The organism is Rhizobium sp. YAF28 (assembly GCF_052113285.1).
Classification (GTDB): domain Bacteria; phylum Pseudomonadota; class Alphaproteobacteria; order Rhizobiales; family Rhizobiaceae; genus Rhizobium.
In genome coordinates, this window is record NZ_JBFRCX010000007.1 from 20,968 (window position 1) to 39,534 (window position 18,567).

Consider the following 18,567-nt stretch of genomic DNA (forward strand, 5'->3'; position numbering starts at 1 on the left):
CGGTCCCGGCACCGACAGGGACCGACCCTTCCTCCGCTCGAAAGGCGTCTCATGTTTCAGAACCGCGCAGAAGCCCTGGCGCTTGCCCTGCCGGCAGCGATCTTCGCCGCCGTGGTCTTTCTGCTGCCTGTCGCGATCCTGCTCTCCGAAGGTTTTCGCATTGGTGGGGCATGGACACTTGCCGCCTATACGGATTTCTTCTCCGAAACGCTGAACCGCACCGTCTTCTTCCGCACCTTCCGGCTTGGCCTCGAGGTGACAGCGGTGTCGGCCGTCATCGGCTATGCCGCCGCCTTTGCGATCGTCAACCTGCCGCCGAAGGGCAAGGGCCGCATGATCGGCCTCATCACCCTGCCGCTGATGATTTCGCCGGTCGCCCGCACCTATGCCTGGATCGTCATTCTCGGCCGCACCGGCATCGTCAATGAAGCCATCACCGGCCTCGGCCTGAGTGCGGAACCGCTGCGACTGCTCTTCACCGAAACCGCCGTCTTCATCGGCCTGCTGCAACTTTTCTTGCCGCTGATGATCCTGTCGCTCATCAGCGCGCTCGAGAACATGCCGAAGGATGCCATTCCAGCTGCCCGCGTGCTCGGTGCGAACTGGTTCCAGGTCTTCTGGAAAGTCATCCTGCCGCTCACCAAGGAAGGCCTCGTCGTCGGCGGCACGCTGGTCTTCACTGGCTCGCTGACGGCCTATATCACGCCGGCCATCCTCGGCGGCTCCAAGGTGCTGATGCTGGAAACGCTGCTGTACCAGCAGGTCTCCGTCGCCAACAATTTTGTCTCGGCGAGCGTCATCGCCTTCATCCTGATCGTCATGAGCTTTGCCGCCAATATCCTGCTGAAGCGCCTTGCCACTGCGAGGAACCGCCGATGAGCATCCGCCTCTTCTCGCCGGTCGTGCTGTTCCTGCTGCTGGTTTTCCTGATTGGCCCTTTCCTGATCATCATCGCCGCTTCGCTTTCGGCCGGCGACACACTGGCCTTTCCGCCGCAGGGCCTGTCACTGCGCTGGGTCGCCAAGGTCTTCACCATCGATAGTTTCCGCGAGAGCTTCGCCATGTCGATGTTCCTTGCGGTCTTCGGCACGCTGGCGGCCCTCATTCTCGGCATCCCCGCCGCCTATAGCCTGTCGCGCTACCGTCTGCCGGGCGCAGAGACGGTGAGAACCATCGTCTCGCTGCCGATCATCGTGCCCGGCATCATCGTCGGCCTGGCACTACTGCGTTACCTGGTCGTACCTTTCGGCTTCAACATCACGCTGGCTCTCTTCTTCGCCCATACCGCACTCGTGCTGCCCTATGCAGTACGCGTGGTGTCCGCAAGCCTCGGCAACCTGCGCTCGGACATCGAGGAAGCCGCGGTCTTGCTCGGCTCCTCGCGGCTCGGCGCCTTCTTCCGCGTGGTCATGCCGAATATCCGCGGCGGCATTCTCGCGGCCTTCATTCTCGGCTTCGTCACCAGCTTCAATCAGGTGCCGGTCTCGCTCTTCCTCTCCGGCCCTGGCGTGCGCACGCTGCCGATCGACATGCTGGGCTATATGGAGACAACCTACGACCCGTCCGTTGCCGCGCTTTCGGCGCTGCTCGCCTTCCTTTCGATCGGCATCGTCTTCCTCGCCGAACGCTTCCTGGGATTCTCACGCTATGTCTGATGCCTACCTTCAACTCGACAAGCTGACGCTCGCTTATGGCGATACGGTCGCGGTGAAGGACCTCGACCTGTCGATTGCCAAGGGCGAGTTGGTAGCCCTTCTTGGCCCTTCCGGCTGCGGCAAGACGACGACCATGCGCGCCATTGCCGGCCTGCTGAACCCCGCTTCCGGCCGCATCAATCTCGATGGCGCCGAGATCACCCGCGTCTCCGCCAACAAGCGCGCCGTCGGCCTCGTCTTCCAGTCCTACGCGCTGTTCCCGCATCTGACTGTCTATGAAAACGTTGCCTTCGGCCTGCGCTTGAAGGGCCTTCGCGGCGAGGTTCTGGATGGCAAGGTCAATGCCGGCCTCAAATCCGTCGGCCTTGCGAAATTTGCCGGCCGTAAGCCGGGCGAACTTTCGGGCGGCCAGCAGCAGCGCGTGGCGCTCGCCCGCTCCATGGTCATGGAGCCGAAAGTGCTGTTGCTCGACGAGCCGCTTTCCAACCTCGACGCCCGCCTTCGCCTTGAAATGCGTGCCGAGCTGCAGCGCGTCCAGAAGGAAACTGGCGTAACGATGATCTTCGTCACCCACGATCAGGCAGAAGCGCTTGCGCTTGCCGACCGCATCATTGTCATGCTGAACGGCGGCATCGAGCAGATCGGCACGCCCGAGGACATCTACAACAAGCCTGTTTCCTCCTTCGTCGCCGATTTCGTCGGTTTCGAAAACATCTTTGCGCTGAAGGACGGAAAGCTTGCGACGCCGAACGGCCCTGTCGCGCTTTCCGCCGCAGCACCTGACGGTGCGGCGGGCCTGGCCTGGCGGCCGCGTGCGGTGGTCCTTGGTTCTGGCCCTTTCCACGGCACCGTGCGTGGCACATCCTTTGCCGGCAATAGCCGCGAATATCTGCTGGACAGCGTGCTCGGCCCGATCAAGGCGGAAGTCGATGCCGCCCTGCCGCAATACGAACTCGGCAGTATGATCTCCTTCGACCTGCCGGTCGCAGCCTCCGCAAGCCTCAAACGTTTCGGGTGACATCATGGGCGTCTGGATCGACACGGATATGGGCTTCGACGACATTGCCGCCATCATGGTGGTGACGAATGCCGAGCTCGACATCGACGGTGTCTCGCTGGTCTTCGGCAACGCGCCACTGCCGCAGGTGCGCACCAATGCGGCGGGCGCAGCCAAGGCCTTCGGTTGGAAATTTCCGATCCACACCGGCCGCGACATGCCCGTTCTCGGCAAGCTAGAGACTGCCCAGGCGATCCTCGGCGAAAGCGGCATTCCGACGACCGGTAGACATCTGCCGCCGGCCCCGATCCTGCCGGATAGCGATGCCTTCGTCGCGCTTTGCCGCTGGCTGGAACTGGAAGACCCTCACCGCATTCTGGCGCTTGGACCGCTGACGAATATCGCGGCACTCGCGCTCGCCCGGCCCGATCTTGCCGCCCGCATCACCGAACTCGTCTGGATGGGCGGCGGTGTTACCTCCGGCAATCATACGGCCTCCGCAGAATTCAATGCGCTCGCCGATCCAGAGGCGCTCGCAATCATCATCGCCCGCGAGCTGCCACTGCGCATGGTCGATCTCGATCTCTGCCGCAAGGTTCTTGCGAAGCCCCAGGATGCCGATCCAGTTCGCGCTGCCGGTGGCGCCAATGCCGAGCTGATCGCCGATATGTTTGCCGGTTATATTCGCATTGGCACGAACCGCGGTCGTCCCGCCATGGCAATCTATGATCCTTCGGCTGCCGTCGCCTTCGTCGCTCCGCAAGTGGTGAGCTTCCGCCCTGCCCGCATCGACGTGGAATTGCAGGGGCAGCATACGCGCGGGCGCACGGTCGTTGAAACCCGCGCCACTCACGCAACGTTCAATGCACAGTTCGCCGCCGACATCGATGCCGACATGGCGCGTGTCATCATTCTCGCCGCCCTGGTCAACGAGGCCCGCAAATGACTGCAACTCCGCGCCAGGAACCCGCCGATCTCAACGAGCCCGCCTTACGGGCCCGCGCTGTTGCTGCCGCCCGCGGCGATGCTCCCTTCGATGTGCTTGTGACCGGCGGCCGCATTCTCGATGCCGTCACAGGCCTGATCCGCGAGGCCGATATCGGCCTCGTTGGCGCGATGATTGCGAGTGTTCACGCATCGTCGAGCCGCACGGACGCTGCCAAGGTAATTGACGCAGCCGGTAGCATCGTCTCTCCCGGCCTCATCGATACACACATGCATATTGAAAGCTCGATGGTGACGCCGGCTGAATATGCTGAAGCCGTGTTGCCTCGCGGCGTGACAACGATCGTCTGGGATCCGCACGAATTCGGCAATGTCCATGGTCTCGATGGCGTACGCTGGGCAATCGAAGCCTCGCGCAATCTGCCGCTGCGCACGATCCTGCTTGCCCCCTCCTGCGTTCCTTCCGCCCCTGGTCTGGAACTCGCCGGTGCGGATTTCGACGCCAGTGTCATCGCCGAGCTGCTGCGCTCGCCGGCGATCGGTGGCGTGGCGGAAGTCATGAACATGCGCGGCGTCATCGATGGCGATCCGCGCATGACCGATATCGTCAATGCCGGCCTCACCTCCGGCAAGCTCGTCTGCGGCCATGCCCGCGGACTGGAGGGTACCGATCTCAACGCCTTCATGGCCGCTGGCATCACCTCCGATCACGAGCTTACCTCGGGCGCCGATTTGCTGCAGAAGCTGGCGGCCGGAATGACGATCGAGCTGCGCGGCTCGCACGATCATCTGCTGAAGGAATTTGTCGATGCATTGAACGGCATCGGCCACCTTCCGCCGACCGTCACGCTCTGCACGGATGATGTCTTCCCCGATGAACTTTATCAGAATGGCGGCCTCGACGACGTCGTGCGTCGCCTCGTGCGCTACGGCATGCGCCCGGAATGGGCATTGCGCGCCGCTACCTTCAACGCCGCGCAACGCCTGAAGCGTTCCGACCTCGGGCTCATCGCCGCCGGACGCCGCGCCGATCTCGTGCTGTTCGAGGACATGAGCGAATTCAAGACCCGCGCCGTCATCGCCAACGGCCGACTAATCGCCGAAAATGGCATGGTCAGCGATCGCCTTCCGTCGTTCGACGCCGGGCCGCTCATGCAATCGGTCAAGCTCGCACCGCTTGCCGAAGACGATTTCCGCATTCCCGCCAACGGCACGAAGGTGCACCTCGCAACAATCGACCGTCCACGCTTCACCCAGTGGGGAGCAACCGAAGCGGATATCCGCGACGGCTTCGTCGTACCGCCGGCTGGCAGCGCCATGATAGCGGTTGCACATCGCCATGGACTGGCGGATGGCAAGCCGCGCATCGGCTTCCTGACCGGCTGGGGTGAGTGGCGCGGCGCCTTCTGCACCACGGTTTCACATGACAGCCACAACCTCACTGTGTTCGGAGGAAATATCAGTGATATGGCGCTTGCAGCCAATGCCGTCATCGACGCCGGCGGTGGCATGGCCGTGGCAAAGGATGGGCGCATCGAAGCCCTGCTGCCCCTGCCACTCTCCGGCCTCGTGACGGATGCATCCCTGCAGGAAACCGCCGATGGCTTTGCTGCCATCCGCAAGGCAATGGAAAAGATCGTCGACTGGAAACCGCCCTATCTGGTCTTCAAAGCCTGCTTCGGCGCGACACTTGCCTGCAATATCGGCCCACATCAGACCGACCGCGGCATTGCCGACGTCATTACCGGCAAGGTGTTGGAAAGCCCCATACTGGAAACGTTTTGAGGCGGCTTACGCCTCAGCCTTGAGCTCCCGCTCCACCAGCGCCACCCAATAGGCCGCTCCATATCCGAGCGCCTCATCATTGAAGTCGTAGGCTGTATTATGATGCAGCGCTCCATCGACGGCCGGGCCGTTGCCGAGCCAGACATAACAGCCGGGCGCATTTTGCCCGAAGAAGGCGAAATCGTCGCCGGCAGTCGACGGCGGAAAGCTCGTACGCGCCTTTTCACCGAACACCGACTGTGCGGCGCCTAGCGCCCGCACAGTCGCATCCGCGTCATTGACGACGGGCGGAATGCGGCGTTCGAATTCATAATCTACCGAAATGCCGAACATGGCGGCGGTTCCCTGTGCCAGACGGCCGATTTCGGCCTCAAGCTGATCGCGAACCTCAGGCGAATAGGCCCGCGCCGTTCCGCCGATCTCGACAATATCGGGGATGACATTCAATGCCTTCGGATTGCCGGCCTGGAGTGAACAGGCGCTGACGACTGCCGGCTGAAGGGGATCGATGACGCGCCCGACGATCGTCTGCAGAGACGAAAGGAAAGTGGCGGCAGCTGTGATCGGATCGCGGCCGAGGTGCGGCTTTGCGCCGTGCGTACCAACACCCCGGAAGATGATCCGCCAGCTATCCGAAGAAGCAAGCTGCGGCCCCTCGACGACCGCGATCTCATCCACGGCAAGCCCGGGCATATTGTGCAGCCCATAGACGGCATCGCAGGGAAACTGCTTGAACAGCCCTTCCTCCACCATGCGCTTCGCACCGCCACGGCCCTCTTCGGCCGGCTGGAAGATGAAATGCACGGTGCCGGAAAAACCGCGCGTTTCAGCCAGATACCGTGCCGCGCCGAGCAACATCGTCGTATGCCCGTCATGGCCGCAAGCATGCATCTTGCCCGGCACGGTCGACTTGTAGGGGCGATCCGCCGTTTCCGGCATGGCGAGCGCGTCCATATCTGCCCTCAGCCCGATCCTGCGCGTACCATTGCCGATCTGCAGCGTTCCGACGACACCGGTGCCGCCAAGGCCGCGGTGCACCTGAATACCCGCCTCATCCAGAAGTTTCGCGACGATATCGCTGGTACGCTCCTCCTCGAAGCCGAGTTCGGGATGGGCATGCAGATCACGGCGGAGATTGGTGAGAAAAGGCAGATCGTTGCTGATCCGGGCGGGAATGCTCATGAGCCTGGATATCCTGTAAAGCGAAACGGGCGCCCGACGGCGCCCGCATCAGATCGTTCTTTTTTCAACAAACAGGCCGTAAGCGCAAGCCCTTACGCCTCTTCGACGAAGACCTCCTCGCGCTTGCGCTTGACGCTCGGCAGGAAGACGATGATCAAAACCGCCACGGCAATCGTCAGCAGGATGGCGCTGATCGGCCGCGTGACGAAGGTGGTCGCATCGCCGCGCGACAGGATCATGGCCCGTCGCAGGTTTTCCTCCAGCAACGGTCCGAGCACGAACCCGAGCAGCAGCGGCGCCGGCTCGCAGCGCAGTTTCGCCAGCACGTAGCCGATGAGGCCAAAGAAGGCGACGGCGTAGAGGTCGTAGACGTTGGAATTGACGCTGTAGACCCCGATCGAGCAGAAGGCCATGATGACGGGGAAAAGCACATAGTAAGGCACCGTCAGCAGCTTCACCCACAAGCCGATCAGCGGCAGATTGAGGATGACGAGCATCAGGTTGCCGATCCACATGGAGGCGATGATGCCCCAGAAGAGCGCCGGCTGTTCGGTCGCCACGTTCGGCCCCGGCACGATACCCTGGATGATCATCGCGCCGACCATCAGCGCCATGACAGGGTTTGCCGGGATGCCGAGCGTCAGCAGTGGAATGAAGGAGGTCTGCGCACCGGCATTGTTGGCCGATTCCGGTCCGGCGACACCGGCAACTGCGCCGTGGCCGAACTCTTCCGGCTTCTTCGAGACACGCTTTTCCACCGTATAGGAAGCGAAGGAAGCAAGGATCGCTCCGCCGCCCGGCAGGATGCCGAGCGCCGAACCAATGACAGTCCCGCGAATGACCGGCGCGATCATCTCCTTAAACTCTTCCTTCGACGGCAATAGACCCGAGACTTTCGCCATCAACACTGTGCGCGTCTTTTCGCCTTCCAGATTGCGCAGGATTTCCGCTATGCCGAAGACGCCGACGGCAAGAGCCACGAAATTCAGCCCGTCAGCATATTCGCGGATGCCGAGCGTGAAGCGCGGCGTGCCGGTATAGATATCCGTGCCCACAAGGCCGAGCAGCAGCCCGAGCGCCACCATCGCCAGTGCCTTGACGACCGAGCCATGGGCCAGTGCGATCGAGGATACGAGCCCGACGATCATCAGTGAGAAATACTCGGCCGAGCCGAATTGCAGCGCAATCGCCGTTAGTGGCGGAGCAAAGACAGCCACGAGGAAGGTCGATACCGTGCCGGCGAAGAAGGAGCCGAGCGCCGCGATCGCGAGCGCCGCGCCGGCCCTGCCCTTCCGCGCCATCTGATAGCCGTCGATGGCTGTCACGGCCGAGGAAGATTCGCCCGGCATATTGATGAGGATTGCCGTCGTCGAGCCGCCATATTGCGCGCCGTAATAGATGCCGGCGAGCATGATGAGCGAGGAGACCGGCTCGAGCTGGAAGGTGATCGGCAGCAGCATGGCGATCGTTGCCGTGGCGCCGATGCCGGGCAGCACGCCGATCAGCGTGCCGAGCAGCACGCCGATCAGGCAGAAGAACAGGTTTTCCGGGCTTGCCGCCGTATAGAAACCGAGTGCGAGATTGCTGAAGAGTTCCATACCCGCCTCCTAGAACCGGACCCAGGGGCCGAAACGTTCGAACGGCAGCCCGAGTGCGTAGCTGAAAACCCCAACCGAAAAGACCGTCAGCAGCAGCGAAAGAACCAGCGCGAACAGCACATTCATGCGACTGGATGCAAAGCAAGCGATGAAGGCCGTCAGAAAGATTGCCGGAGCAAAACCGAGCCCGCGCACAGTCAATCCGAAAAAGACCGGTGCGGGCAGGATGAAGAGCATGCCGCGCCAGGCGAAGGGATCGATCGGCTCGCCCTGAACCCGCACCGCCTGCACGAGAATGATCAGGCCGAGCAGGACGAGGATGCCGGACAGGACGAGTGGGAAATATCCGGGTCCCATGCGCAGCGCCGTGCCGATATCGAGGTTCAGCGACTGATAGGCAAAGAAGGCACCGGTCGCGGCAAGCAAAGCGCCGCAGATGACATTGGTGGTGTCGAAACTGAGAGATTTCATGATGTCTCCTGGGGTTGGAGATGAAGCGTCGCGACGGATACGAGGCTGCGCAAACACCCTCCTCCCCGGCTGGGAGGAAGGTGCGCGTGCGGCGGCCAGGCTCAGTCCGCGTATTCGCCGGCTGCTTCGATGACGGACCTCCAGCGGGTGATTTCGCTCTCGAGCTTCGCCTTCAGCGCCGCCGGCGTCGCATCAGCGTCCAACGAGGGAGCGGTGCCAAGTTCGGCAAAGCGGGCGCCAACATTCGGGTCCTTTAGTGCGACCTGCAGCGACTTCGACAAGCGCTCATTGATTTCGGCCGGCGTGCCCTTCGGCGTGTAGATGCCGTGCCAGATACCGACTTCGAAGCCCGGCAGACCGGCTTCGACCGCCGTCGGAATGTCCTTGAGCACATCGAGGCGCGCCGGCGACGTCACGGCATAGGCCTTGATCGTGCCACCCTTGATCTGCTTCGTCGTATTGGTCGTCTGGTCGCACATGATATCAACCTGACCGCCGAGAAGGTCGGTCATGGCCGGGCCGGTTCCCTTGTAGGGAACGGTCGTCAGCGGCGTCTGGATGGCGCTCATGAACATCATGCCGCAAAGATGGGATGCGGCGCCAATACCGGCATTGGCGACGGTGACCTTGTCCTTGTTCGCCTTCACATAGTCGATCAGGCCCTTCAGATCGGCCGGTTCGAAATCCTTGCGGGCAACGATCGTCATCGGAACATCGGTGACGAGACCGACATATTCGAAGGCGTTCAGTGTGTCGTAGGCGAGCTTGCGGTAAAGCGTGGCGCTGGTCGCCATGCCGATATGATGCAGCAGGATCGTGTAACCATCCGGATCGGCATCGGCGACGCGGCCGGCGCCAAGCGTGCCGCCAGCACCGCCGACGTTTTCGACGACGATCTGCTGACCGAGATCCTTCGACATGGATTCAGCAACGAGGCGCGCGACGGTATCGGTCGGGCCACCGGCTGCGAAAGGCACGACCATGGTGATGGTGCGTTCGGGATAGGTCTGCGCCGAAGCAGAATAAGCGAGCAGCGAAACGGCAGCGGCGGCGGTCACGCCGAGCATGGCCTTCAGGATTTTCATCGTTTTCCTCCCTGATGAAAATGGTCGTTCCGCCGGCGCATCCTCCGCACCGGCTCGGATGTCCCATTTGCAGGCCAGGGACTGATGGTCGCAATCGCGAGGCGAGGAGAGGAATGACGATTTTGCGACAGTGCACCGCAGCATGGGTTGATTTGGAAACAAATGGCTAAAGCGATGGGTGGAAATCCACCCATCGCTGGTCCTTCACCGGTTGGGCGGCAGAACAACCTCGCCCGTTTCCAGCAGCGATTTGAGGTTGGAGAGAATTTGTGGCCATCCGCCGGAAACGGCACCGATGAATTTGGAACCTTCTATCGGCATCGAATGTGTCAGCGTCAGCTTGACCGCCTCGCCGACCGGCTCGAGCTCCATCACGCACCGGGAAAACCCTTCAGCCTTGAGCTCCGGCCTGAACTCATTATGCCACTTCAGGACAAGCCGCTTGGGCGGATCGAATTCGAGGATTTCGCCTGTATCGGTAACGGTTCCGTCGGAATAGCTCATCTGCCAGGCAGAACCGACTTTCCAATCGGTCTCGAATTGCACGCCGAGCCAGAATTTCTTCATGAATTCCGATGTCGTGAGTGCCGACCAGAGCTGCTCCGGTGTAGTGCGGATATAGGTGACGTAATTGAATGCGCTGCCAGCCATGATGGTACTCCTTTTGGCCAAGGCTTGGTCACACCCTCGCCGGCAGGCGGGACGATTCATTCGTCTTTGCTGCCTTCGAGGCTCTTCTTGAGATCGGAGAGCGCCTCTAACGCACGGCGCTCGAATTTGCTGATCCAACGGTCCGCGATCTCGTTGATCGGAACCGGATTGATGTAATGCAGCTTCTCGCGCCCCTGCCGGCGCGTGGAAACAAGGTTTGCTTCCTCGAGAATGCCGAGATGCTTCGTCACCGCCTGGCGCGTCATCTCCAGCCCTTCACACAATTCGCCGAGCGTCTGGCCATTGCGCGCATGCAGGCGATCCAGCAGACGTCGCCGGCTGCCATCCGCCAGAGCTCGAAAAACCGCGTCTTCATCCATGTCAATACGGAACCATTTGGTTGCCTGTTGTCATTTTATAGGCAACCAAATGGTTGCCTGTCAAGGCATAAATCGAGCGAGGCCTGAAAACAGACGATCACATCAAGAAATTCGGGATTGGATCAGAGCTCGCGGCGCATCTCACCAGCCATGTCGTTGGCCAGCAGCTTCTTGTCGAGGCCGTACTTCTGCATCTTCTCGTAAAGTGTCTTGCGTGAGATGCCGAGCGATTCATAGACCGGCTTCAGGCTACCGCCATGGGCGACCAGCGCACTTGCAATCACGCCACGTTCGAATTCCGCGACACGCTCGGCAAGCCCCGCGACCTCTGCCTGCCTGCCGCCGCCATCGAGACCAAGCACGAAGCGGTCGGCCGCATTGCGCAATTCGCGGACATTGCCCGGCCAGTCGCGCTGCGCGATGTCGGAAATCACATCCGGTGGCACGGCCATGTCGTCCTTGCCGTAACGCGCGGCCGCCTCCCTGACAAGCTGCATGAAGAGCAGCGGAACATCGGCCCGGCGTTGTGAGAGCGACGGCACATGAATGGTCGCGACGTTCAGGCGGTAGAGGAGGTCGGCGCGGAATCGGCCACCAGCGACTTCCGCTTCCAGATCGACCTTGCTCGTGGCGATGAACCGCACGTCGAGCGGTACGGTCTCATTCGATCCGAGGCGGGAAATCATTCTCTCCTGCAGCACCCGCAGGAACTTCGCCTGCAGATCAAACGGCATGGAGCCGATCTCGTCGAGCAGAATGGTGCCGCCCCGCCCATGCTCGAACTTGCCGTAACGCGGCCGCACGGCCCCCGGAAAAGCGCCGGCCTCATGCCCGAAAAGCTCGCTCTCGATCAGGTTTGCTGGAAGTGCTGCGCAATTGATGGCGATGAAGGGCCGGCTTGCCCGCGCGCTGATATCGTGCAGCGCCCGCGCCACCACTTCCTTGCCCGCACCAGTGTCGCCGACAATAAGCGTGTCGGCATCGCTCGCCCCGATCGCACGGATGCGATAGCGCAGGTCGACCATGATCTGCGTTCGTCCCGGCAGGCGCGCCTCGATATCGTCGCGCTTGCCGGCCACCGCCTTCAGCAGCCGATTTTCCAACACGAGGCTGCGCCGCTCCATGGCGCGGCGGATGACGCCGGCGAGCATCTGCGGCGTAAACGGCTTCTCGATGAAGTCATAGGCGCCCTCGCGCATCGCCTTGACGGCAAGCTGTACATCGCCGTGGCCGGTGACGAGAATAACCGGCACTTCGGTATCGAGTTCGCGGATCTTCTGCATCAACGTCATGCCGTCCATGCCCGGCATGCGGATATCGGTAACGACGACACCGGGAAAACTGTAGCCGATCAGTTCCAGCACGTGGTCGGCATTGGAAAAGGTCTCGACGCTGAAGCCGGACAGTTCCAGCGCCTGCGCCGTCGAGCGGCGCAGTTCCTCTTCGTCGTCGACGAGCAATATCTTCTGTTCGTTCATTCCGCCGCCTCCGGCATCATGCCAGCTGCCGCGGAAAGCTCGATACGGAACACGGCTCCACCCTCCGGATGGTTGGAGACGGTCAGGCTGCCGCCAAAATCCTTGATGATGTTGTAGGAGATGGAAAGCCCCAGCCCGAGCCCCTTGCCCACCCCTTTGGTGGTGAAGAAGGGATCGAAGATGCGCTCGGCAATCGCCGCCGGCACACCAGGCCCATGATCACGCACGGTCAGGATTACCCTGCCGGCCTCTTTGGACGCCGAAACCTCGATGCGCCGGTCCTCGAGCCCCTCCACGGCATCAGCCGCATTCGAGATCACATTGACCAGCACCTGCTGCAGTCGCACCGAGCCAGCCTTGACCACCGGCGGCCGCCCCCCGAGATGCAGCCGGAGATCGGCATCCGCAGCCTTGAGCCGCCAGGCGACGATCTCGAGCGTATCGCGGATCGCCTCATCGAGCGGGACGGCCCCCAGCTTCTCATTGGGTTTGCGCGCGAAATTGCGCAGATGCCGACTGATGGAAGCCATGCGATCTATCAGTCCGCCAATGCGCTGGATGTTGTCCTGCGCTTCGGCCGTGCGGCCTCGTTCGAGCAGGACAGAGGCGCTGTCCGTATAGGTCTTGGCGGCGGCAAGCGGCTGGTTGAACTCATGCGAAAGTGCTGCCGACATCTGACCTAGACCGGCAAGCTTGCCCGCCTGGATGAGATCGGCCTGTGTCTGGCGCAGCTGCTGTTCGGTCAGGCGTCGCTCGGCAATCTCCTCCTCGATGCGGCTGTTGACGCAGGCAAGATCAGCCGTACGCTCATCAACCCGTCGCTCCAGCTCGTTCCGCGCCTCGGCCTGCAACTGCAGGCGCTCAGCAAGCCGCATGCGTCTTTGCCGAAGAATGGCAAATGTCAGAGCGGCAATGCAGAGAATGAGGAAGACGACGACCAGCGCGGTACGGGCCTGCGCCCGGATGGAGCTCGTGTCCATCAGCACGTTCACCGTCCAGTCCTCGGCCGGCATGTAGTGCGAGAGCACGAGATATTCGCTTTGCCCGCGATCGCTGGCGAGCGTCATCAGGTCATGATCTTCGAAGCGATGACGGATGACCGGCAGTTCGACCAGTTTCGCATTGGCATAACGTCGCGATGCCTCGGTGCGCGCCACCCGATCCGAACTCAGCGGCAGGATCGCCCCATAGAGCCAGTCCGGACTGTCGGACATGAAGATGATGCCCTCGGGATCGGAGACGAAGATGCGGTACTCGCCGCCGCTCCAGGAGGATTCGATTACGTCGATATCGACCTTGAAGACAATGACGCCGCGGATTTCGCCATCCACCCAGATCGGCGAAGAGAAATAATAGCCGCGCTTCAGCGAGGTCGTACCGAGGGCATAGAAGCGGGCCTGATGCCCGCCGATCGCCTCCTGGAAATAGGGGCGATAGCTGAAGTTCTCACCGATGAAACTGCCGGGGCCATCATAATTGCTGGCGGCGATCGTCTCGCCATCCGGACGCACGACATAAATATCGGATGATTTCAGCAGCCCGTTGATTTCCTTGAGGTAGAGATTGGCATTGTCGCGCAGCGAGCGATCATCCGGCCGACTCACCAGCTCCTTGACATCGTCATGATCGGCGATCAGCGCCGGCAACGCCTCGTAGCGGCTGAGATGGCCACTCAGTGCCGAGGCCGCAAGCCGGAGTGCCGTGCCGGCCTGCGCCGAAGCCTCGCCCATATAGGCGCGCGTAGCGACCGCGCTCCCGTAATAGAAGAAAGCGAAAATCAGCAAGGGTGCGGCGCAGAGCGCCGCAATGACACGATAGCGCGAAGACAGCGTCTCGCTCCTCCCTTTCCGCCTCCGCTCCCCGTGGAGGCATAACCCGACGGCTTCAAGTGTAATGAGCGCGGTGGAGATTTCCAAGAGGCGCCGAAACTTGACACTTATCAGGCGCGGATGTCTGATTGCTGCACCGCAAGGAGACCGCTATGAGCGATGACCAGATCCCGGAAGACAGCAAGCTCACGACGTCCAAGCGCCGCTGGGCGGTGGAGGGAAAATTCCTGACCGGCCGCATCAGCCGTCCGGAAACCGAGCGCCTGCCGCCGGGCCAGCATCTGGTCAAGAACTGGCCGGTGCTCGACCTCGGCCAGCAGCCGATCATTTCCATTGATAGCTGGCGGCTGGAAGTTCACGGTCTGGTCGAGACACCGCTCGACCTTAGTTGGGCCGCCTTCCAGGCGCTGGAACAGAGCACAATGATCACCGACATCCATTGTGTCACAACATGGTCGCGCTACGACAACAAGTGGAAGGGTGTTTCGACCCGAGACCTGCTTGATCTCGCCATGCCGAAAGCCGAAGCCTGTTACGTCATGCTGACAAGCTATGACGGCTACACGACCAACCTGCCGCTATCCGATTTCGCCGCCGAAGACGCCATTCTCGCCACCTCATGGGAAGGCCTGCCGCTCACCCGCGATCACGGCGGACCTATGCGTCTCGTCGTACCGCATCTCTATTTCTGGAAAAGCGCCAAATGGCTGCGCCGCATCGATCTGTTGCCGGCCGACAAGGCCGGCTTCTGGGAAAAGAACGGCTACCATATGTATGGTGATCCGTGGCGCGAGCAGCGCTATTCCGAGGACTGAATCCGAAGAAGCCGCCTGAGAACAAAGAACCCCGCGGCGAGGATCGCTGCAAATCCGGTGAGTGAGGCCATGCTCGCTGGATGCAGCGGAATTTCGCTCCAGCGCGGGCGTACGACATCGGCCGTGTTGAAACCCTCGCCACTGAAGCGGCAGGTCACAAGCGAGAGCCCGCGCCTAACCATATCGACATCGACAGCCGATGCGATTTCACCGGCCACTACCGCCTCCTGTGGCATGTCGCGCATGGCGAGCAGCACCGCCTTGGTCGCGGCGAGATAGGCATGGGCGCATTCGTTGAACGGACTTTCCTCATCCGTCACGCTACCGGGCATCCGACCCCAGAGACAGTAGGAATACTGGATTTCGGCATAGTTCAGGACACGCCGGAAAGGTTCGTTCGTATCGACCGCGCTTGCGGCGAGATCCATGATACGGCCGCGATAGTCGGCAATCACAGCCATTTCCCCGTGAGATATTTCGGGCACCGGCAGGCCGGCACGGCTGCCCTCGCCGCCTCCATGCGCGGATGCGCTACCAGCGATCAACAGGGCAAGGCCGAAACAAAGGAGATTGAATCCGTTTTTCACAATAGTCCAACGTCCCGACGCAGCAGCCAAGAGCCGATAGGTTTTGCAAGGAAAGAGGGAGCGGCAAGCCCCCTCTCCCGACCCTTATCGATAGGCCGGACGCAACCCGCTCTTCGCCCCGAGGCGCTTCTCCGCCAGCGCGCCGAAAGCGAGACCGAGCACTAACCAGAGGATCATATGCATGCCGAGCGTGGTCGTGCGGAAGCGCCATAGCACCATCGCCGAGAAATTCTCCGGCACTTCATTGATCGGAGGCAGCAGATATTCCACCAGACCGATGAAGACGACGAAGAGAATACCCGCAACGACCGCCGCGTTCCATAAGCCGTAGCGCGCTCTCAGGCTGCGGGCAATTGCGACGGCCGCGATCAGCGAAGCAACCGAGACGACAATCATCAGGAAGAACAGCTCTGTGCGCACGCCGATCGTATCCGAGTTGCCGACAGCCGGCGGATTGGCCGGATATTTGATAGCCGGAACGATGACGATGGCGACGAAAGCTGCGATTGCGATAACGGCCGAGGTGCCGCGTGCCGAAAGGCTGCTGAAGCGGCCGTGCACGAAGGCGAAGACAAGCGCAAACAGCCCGCCAATGGCAACGCTATAGGCCATGACACCGATAAAGAGCCCAGGCCCCGCCTGGGTGGCGCGGCTGACGATTTCCGGTTCGGCTGCGGCACCGGCCGCCTGCGATGTAGCCTCTTCAAAGGCAATCGCCGCATCGACCAGCGGCTCACCAAAGACGCGTGCAAAGGCAAAAACCAGGATGCCAGCAATCAGGCCCGCGATCATGCCGCGAAGCAGAAGATTTCCAACCATGTGAGGCACTCCCTTAGTGGCAGGGGAAGCCGAGGAGGTGACGGGCGTCATGCACGAATTCGTGCACATACATGCCGTTGAAGAGCGCCATCGCGCCTTCTTCGGTGCCAACGAAATAGATGGCGATCAGCATCAGCAGGCCGCCGAAGATCGCCCATGGCAGAATCTGGCCTACGGGAATTGGGGCGGGTGACGCGACGGGCGCGAAAGTGGTGTCAGACATGTATTCCTCCTGGAATGACGCGTTCAGTCGAGAATCTTGCGTGCAGTTAGGTCTGACTTCCAACGCGAAGAATTTCGACACGCTGGTCACAGTGGCGCGACCGCGCCGGACTCTCACCGGCTTCCAAACCCGCAACGTCACGGTTATATCTGCACGCCAAAGACACTGTCAACGAAACTTCATATGCGGGCGGCGGCCATCCCGCCCCATCTCCGCAAGGCGCGAAAGACGTGACCACCCGCCTCACATGGATCTGCCACGGCGCGACAGCAGCCAATCGTACCGCCTCCTTTCCGGCGGACGAACCGCTGGAGGAAAAGGTGCTGAGCGATACCACGCTACCGGCGCCGGGACGGGCGGATAGGGTTTTCACAAGCCCGGCCCTACGCGCCAGACAGACCGCCGAAATGCTGGGCTTCGACGCGACCGTTGCCCCGTCCCTCAGGGATTGTGACTACGGCTGCTGGGTCGGCAAACCGTTGGTCAGTCTCCACGCCGAGGAGCCTGAAAATCTTGCGCTCTGGATGTCCGATCCCGAAGCGACCCCGCATGAGGGCGAGAGCCTGCAACAGCTTGGCAAACGCATCGCCGGCTGGATGAACGAGGAGATGCCGCTCGGCGGCCATATCATCGCGGTCACCCACGCAGCCGTCATCCGCGCCGCGATCCTGAACGTGCTGAAAGCGCCACCCGCATCTTTCTGGACCATCGATGTCCAGCCACTTGGGATAGTGCGCATGACGCATGACGGCCGCCGCTGGTCGCTGCGTTTCTGAATAGTCCTCGTAAATTAGTCCAGTCTTACACAAGCAAACGCAGTCATACATATTGAACCCGGAACCCGGGCTCTACGTCCTTCCCCGAGGAGACGAAAAATGACCTATGACTGGAGTGGGGAGCGTACGCGGCGTATTCGCATCGTGCGTGTCGCAACTGTTGTCGCCGTTTTCGTCGGCGTCATGATCAGCCTGCCATTGCTGATCAACGTCGTCTGAACTGTCAGAGCACGTCAAAGGCGAGCGTGCTACGGCTGCTCGCCTTTCTCTTTGCCAATCTATTGCGGAATCTGAATGACAGCGACGAACAGACCGAGTTGGCCGAGGGTTAGCAAGAAGCAACGCGGACAAGTCTCGGCATCCTGCAGGGTGGAAAGCAGATCGGCTGCCGCACTGCGCACGCGACGTATCCGCGCCACATTTCCGCACCAACCAGAGCGGCGCTCCGATAATTTCCATCAGGATCAGCACGCCGAGCGGCGGTAAAAGCGCCCCACGATCAAGCCGATGATCGCGGGGTGCTTTCAGGCATAGCGGGCCATAAAAGGGTAGATTAGTGTTTGCTTCCCTTAGGGATCGCGGTGTTGGTGACCGAGACTGGATCGCTGGCGGGGAAGGTGCCTTCCAGCCCTTCGTCAAGCTGCTCTTCCATCGTTCCCTTGTCACCCGCCGCACGGGCACTCCGGAGCACGCTGGGTCGACCATCATCGTCGTCCCGGATCTTCGCCGTGGCAAAACGGCTCATCACTTCCCTCGCCTTTTCGACCGCATTCAGCCGGTTCAATTGCTGGCCGGGGTCGTTCTTGATCTGCACGGAGACGACTTCGCCGCCGTCGCCCACGAACTCGACCGTGAAACCGCCTTTGCCGCCATAGGCGGGGATGACCTGGGTGCCGACAACTTGCATGAGATTGTCCTCTCTCGTGAATGCTCCCGGAAAACGGCTTCGACGCAATATTGGTTCCGCTCAGGCCGGCCGGATGTAATCCACTTTCAGTTCCAGCCGCAGTCGCACGATCGGAGAATGATCACCGTTCTGCACTTCTATGCCCAGCGATCCGCCCGGCCATTGCGGCAAACCGTCGAGCGCCATTTCGGCCAGCACATGCTTTGCCTCTTCCACGGCGGCGAAAAGATCGGGAAATTCGAACGGCAGATCGCCGGGAACCGTGCCGTCATTGTCTATGGTCTTGAAATAGAAGAGGGACATCTGCCTGCATCCGTTGCGAAAGCATAAAGCGGCAAGCGGCCAAAGGTTTCAAATCGCCGGTAAAATTCGGTGTTCCGCACA

Annotated in this window: 20 protein-coding genes; 7 read left to right on the top strand and 13 right to left on the bottom strand. The window is 61.4% G+C overall.

The features are described from left to right. Positions 1-51 precede the first annotated feature (51 nt). Genes AB4Z13_RS17020 through AB4Z13_RS17040 form a run of 5 tightly spaced genes read left to right on the top strand, consistent with a single transcriptional unit; the run spans position 52 to position 5,382 of the window. Positions 52-879: an ABC transporter permease gene (locus tag AB4Z13_RS17020; RefSeq protein ID WP_113323755.1), complete on the top strand. Its 828-nt coding sequence runs from the start codon at positions 52-54 to the stop codon at positions 877-879. Next, complete coding sequence (locus AB4Z13_RS17025) at positions 876-1,655, top strand: ABC transporter permease (protein WP_113323756.1); 780 nt, start codon at positions 876-878, stop codon at positions 1,653-1,655. The genes AB4Z13_RS17020 and AB4Z13_RS17025 overlap by 4 nt, the downstream gene beginning before the upstream one ends. Then, the gene (locus AB4Z13_RS17030; RefSeq protein WP_113323757.1) at positions 1,648-2,673 is read left to right on the top strand and encodes an ABC transporter ATP-binding protein; all 1,026 of its coding nucleotides are present in this window, start codon (positions 1,648-1,650) and stop codon (positions 2,671-2,673) included. Before AB4Z13_RS17025 ends, AB4Z13_RS17030 begins: the two co-directional genes overlap by 8 nt. Positions 2,674-2,677: 4 nt before the next feature. Then, positions 2,678-3,598, top strand: a complete 921-nt coding sequence (locus AB4Z13_RS17035; protein ID WP_113323758.1) for a nucleoside hydrolase — start codon at positions 2,678-2,680, stop codon at positions 3,596-3,598. Then, positions 3,595-5,382, top strand: a complete 1,788-nt coding sequence (locus AB4Z13_RS17040) for an adenine deaminase (protein ID WP_007826963.1) — start codon at positions 3,595-3,597, stop codon at positions 5,380-5,382. The genes AB4Z13_RS17035 and AB4Z13_RS17040 overlap by 4 nt, the downstream gene beginning before the upstream one ends. A 6-nt stretch (positions 5,383-5,388) precedes the next feature. On the opposite strand, the gene AB4Z13_RS17045 is transcribed toward AB4Z13_RS17040, so the two are convergent. The 8 genes from AB4Z13_RS17045 to AB4Z13_RS17080 form a co-directional block, all read right to left on the bottom strand. Then, the gene (locus AB4Z13_RS17045) at positions 5,389-6,564 is read right to left on the bottom strand and encodes a M20 aminoacylase family protein (RefSeq protein WP_113323759.1); all 1,176 of its coding nucleotides are present in this window, start codon (positions 6,562-6,564) and stop codon (positions 5,389-5,391) included. A gap of 92 nt (positions 6,565-6,656) precedes the next feature. Further along, positions 6,657-8,162: a tripartite tricarboxylate transporter permease gene (locus AB4Z13_RS17050; RefSeq protein WP_113323760.1), complete on the bottom strand. Its 1,506-nt coding sequence runs from the start codon at positions 8,160-8,162 to the stop codon at positions 6,657-6,659. A 9-nt stretch (positions 8,163-8,171) separates the two neighbouring features. Next, the gene (locus AB4Z13_RS17055) at positions 8,172-8,633 is read right to left on the bottom strand and encodes a tripartite tricarboxylate transporter TctB family protein (RefSeq protein ID WP_007826966.1); all 462 of its coding nucleotides are present in this window, start codon (positions 8,631-8,633) and stop codon (positions 8,172-8,174) included. Positions 8,634-8,734: 101 nt separating this feature from the next. Next, the gene (locus AB4Z13_RS17060) at positions 8,735-9,718 is read right to left on the bottom strand and encodes a tripartite tricarboxylate transporter substrate-binding protein (protein WP_113323761.1); all 984 of its coding nucleotides are present in this window, start codon (positions 9,716-9,718) and stop codon (positions 8,735-8,737) included. A gap of 204 nt (positions 9,719-9,922) precedes the next feature. Further along, positions 9,923-10,369 (bottom strand): SRPBCC family protein, encoded by a 447-nt coding sequence (locus AB4Z13_RS17065; RefSeq protein WP_113323762.1) that lies wholly within the window; start codon positions 10,367-10,369, stop codon positions 9,923-9,925. A 56-nt stretch (positions 10,370-10,425) separates the two neighbouring features. Further along, positions 10,426-10,749 (bottom strand): ArsR/SmtB family transcription factor, encoded by a 324-nt coding sequence (locus AB4Z13_RS17070; protein WP_037072691.1) that lies wholly within the window; start codon positions 10,747-10,749, stop codon positions 10,426-10,428. Positions 10,750-10,871: 122 nt separating this feature from the next. After that, a complete protein-coding gene (locus tag AB4Z13_RS17075) occupies positions 10,872-12,227 on the bottom strand; it encodes a sigma-54-dependent transcriptional regulator (RefSeq protein WP_439016450.1) in 1,356 nt (451 codons plus the stop codon). Then, positions 12,224-14,143 (bottom strand): sensor histidine kinase, encoded by a 1,920-nt coding sequence (locus AB4Z13_RS17080; RefSeq protein ID WP_442206364.1) that lies wholly within the window; start codon positions 14,141-14,143, stop codon positions 12,224-12,226. Before AB4Z13_RS17080 ends, AB4Z13_RS17075 begins: the two co-directional genes overlap by 4 nt. 65 nt (positions 14,144-14,208) lie before the next feature. On the opposite strand from AB4Z13_RS17080, the gene AB4Z13_RS17085 reads away from it, so the two are divergent. Beyond that, positions 14,209-14,871, top strand: a complete 663-nt coding sequence (locus AB4Z13_RS17085) for a sulfite oxidase-like oxidoreductase (protein WP_442206365.1) — start codon at positions 14,209-14,211, stop codon at positions 14,869-14,871. Here the strand turns inward: AB4Z13_RS17085 and AB4Z13_RS17090 are convergent. The 3 genes from AB4Z13_RS17090 to AB4Z13_RS17100 form a co-directional block, all read right to left on the bottom strand. Continuing rightward, positions 14,856-15,458: a hypothetical protein gene (locus tag AB4Z13_RS17090; RefSeq protein ID WP_442206366.1), complete on the bottom strand. Its 603-nt coding sequence runs from the start codon at positions 15,456-15,458 to the stop codon at positions 14,856-14,858. The two genes, AB4Z13_RS17085 and AB4Z13_RS17090, sit on opposite strands and share 16 nt — an antisense overlap. A gap of 84 nt (positions 15,459-15,542) precedes the next feature. After that, entirely contained in the window at positions 15,543-16,277 is a 735-nt protein-coding gene (locus tag AB4Z13_RS17095) for a CbtA family protein (RefSeq protein ID WP_439016454.1), read from the bottom strand. A 13-nt stretch (positions 16,278-16,290) separates the two neighbouring features. Continuing rightward, a complete protein-coding gene (locus tag AB4Z13_RS17100; RefSeq protein WP_113323767.1) occupies positions 16,291-16,500 on the bottom strand; it encodes a CbtB domain-containing protein in 210 nt (69 codons plus the stop codon). 230 nt (positions 16,501-16,730) lie between these two features. On the opposite strand from AB4Z13_RS17100, the gene AB4Z13_RS17105 reads away from it, so the two are divergent. Further along, positions 16,731-17,276: a histidine phosphatase family protein gene (locus AB4Z13_RS17105; RefSeq protein WP_442206367.1), complete on the top strand. Its 546-nt coding sequence runs from the start codon at positions 16,731-16,733 to the stop codon at positions 17,274-17,276. 553 nt (positions 17,277-17,829) lie between these two features. On the opposite strand, the gene AB4Z13_RS17110 is transcribed toward AB4Z13_RS17105, so the two are convergent. Together AB4Z13_RS17110 and AB4Z13_RS17115 are read right to left on the bottom strand one after the other, a co-directional pair. Next, positions 17,830-18,183, bottom strand: a complete 354-nt coding sequence (locus AB4Z13_RS17110) for a hypothetical protein (protein WP_442206368.1) — start codon at positions 18,181-18,183, stop codon at positions 17,830-17,832. A 60-nt stretch (positions 18,184-18,243) separates the two neighbouring features. Further along, positions 18,244-18,486, bottom strand: a complete 243-nt coding sequence (locus AB4Z13_RS17115) for a DUF6894 family protein (RefSeq protein WP_113323771.1) — start codon at positions 18,484-18,486, stop codon at positions 18,244-18,246. Positions 18,487-18,567: the final 81 nt, after the last annotated feature.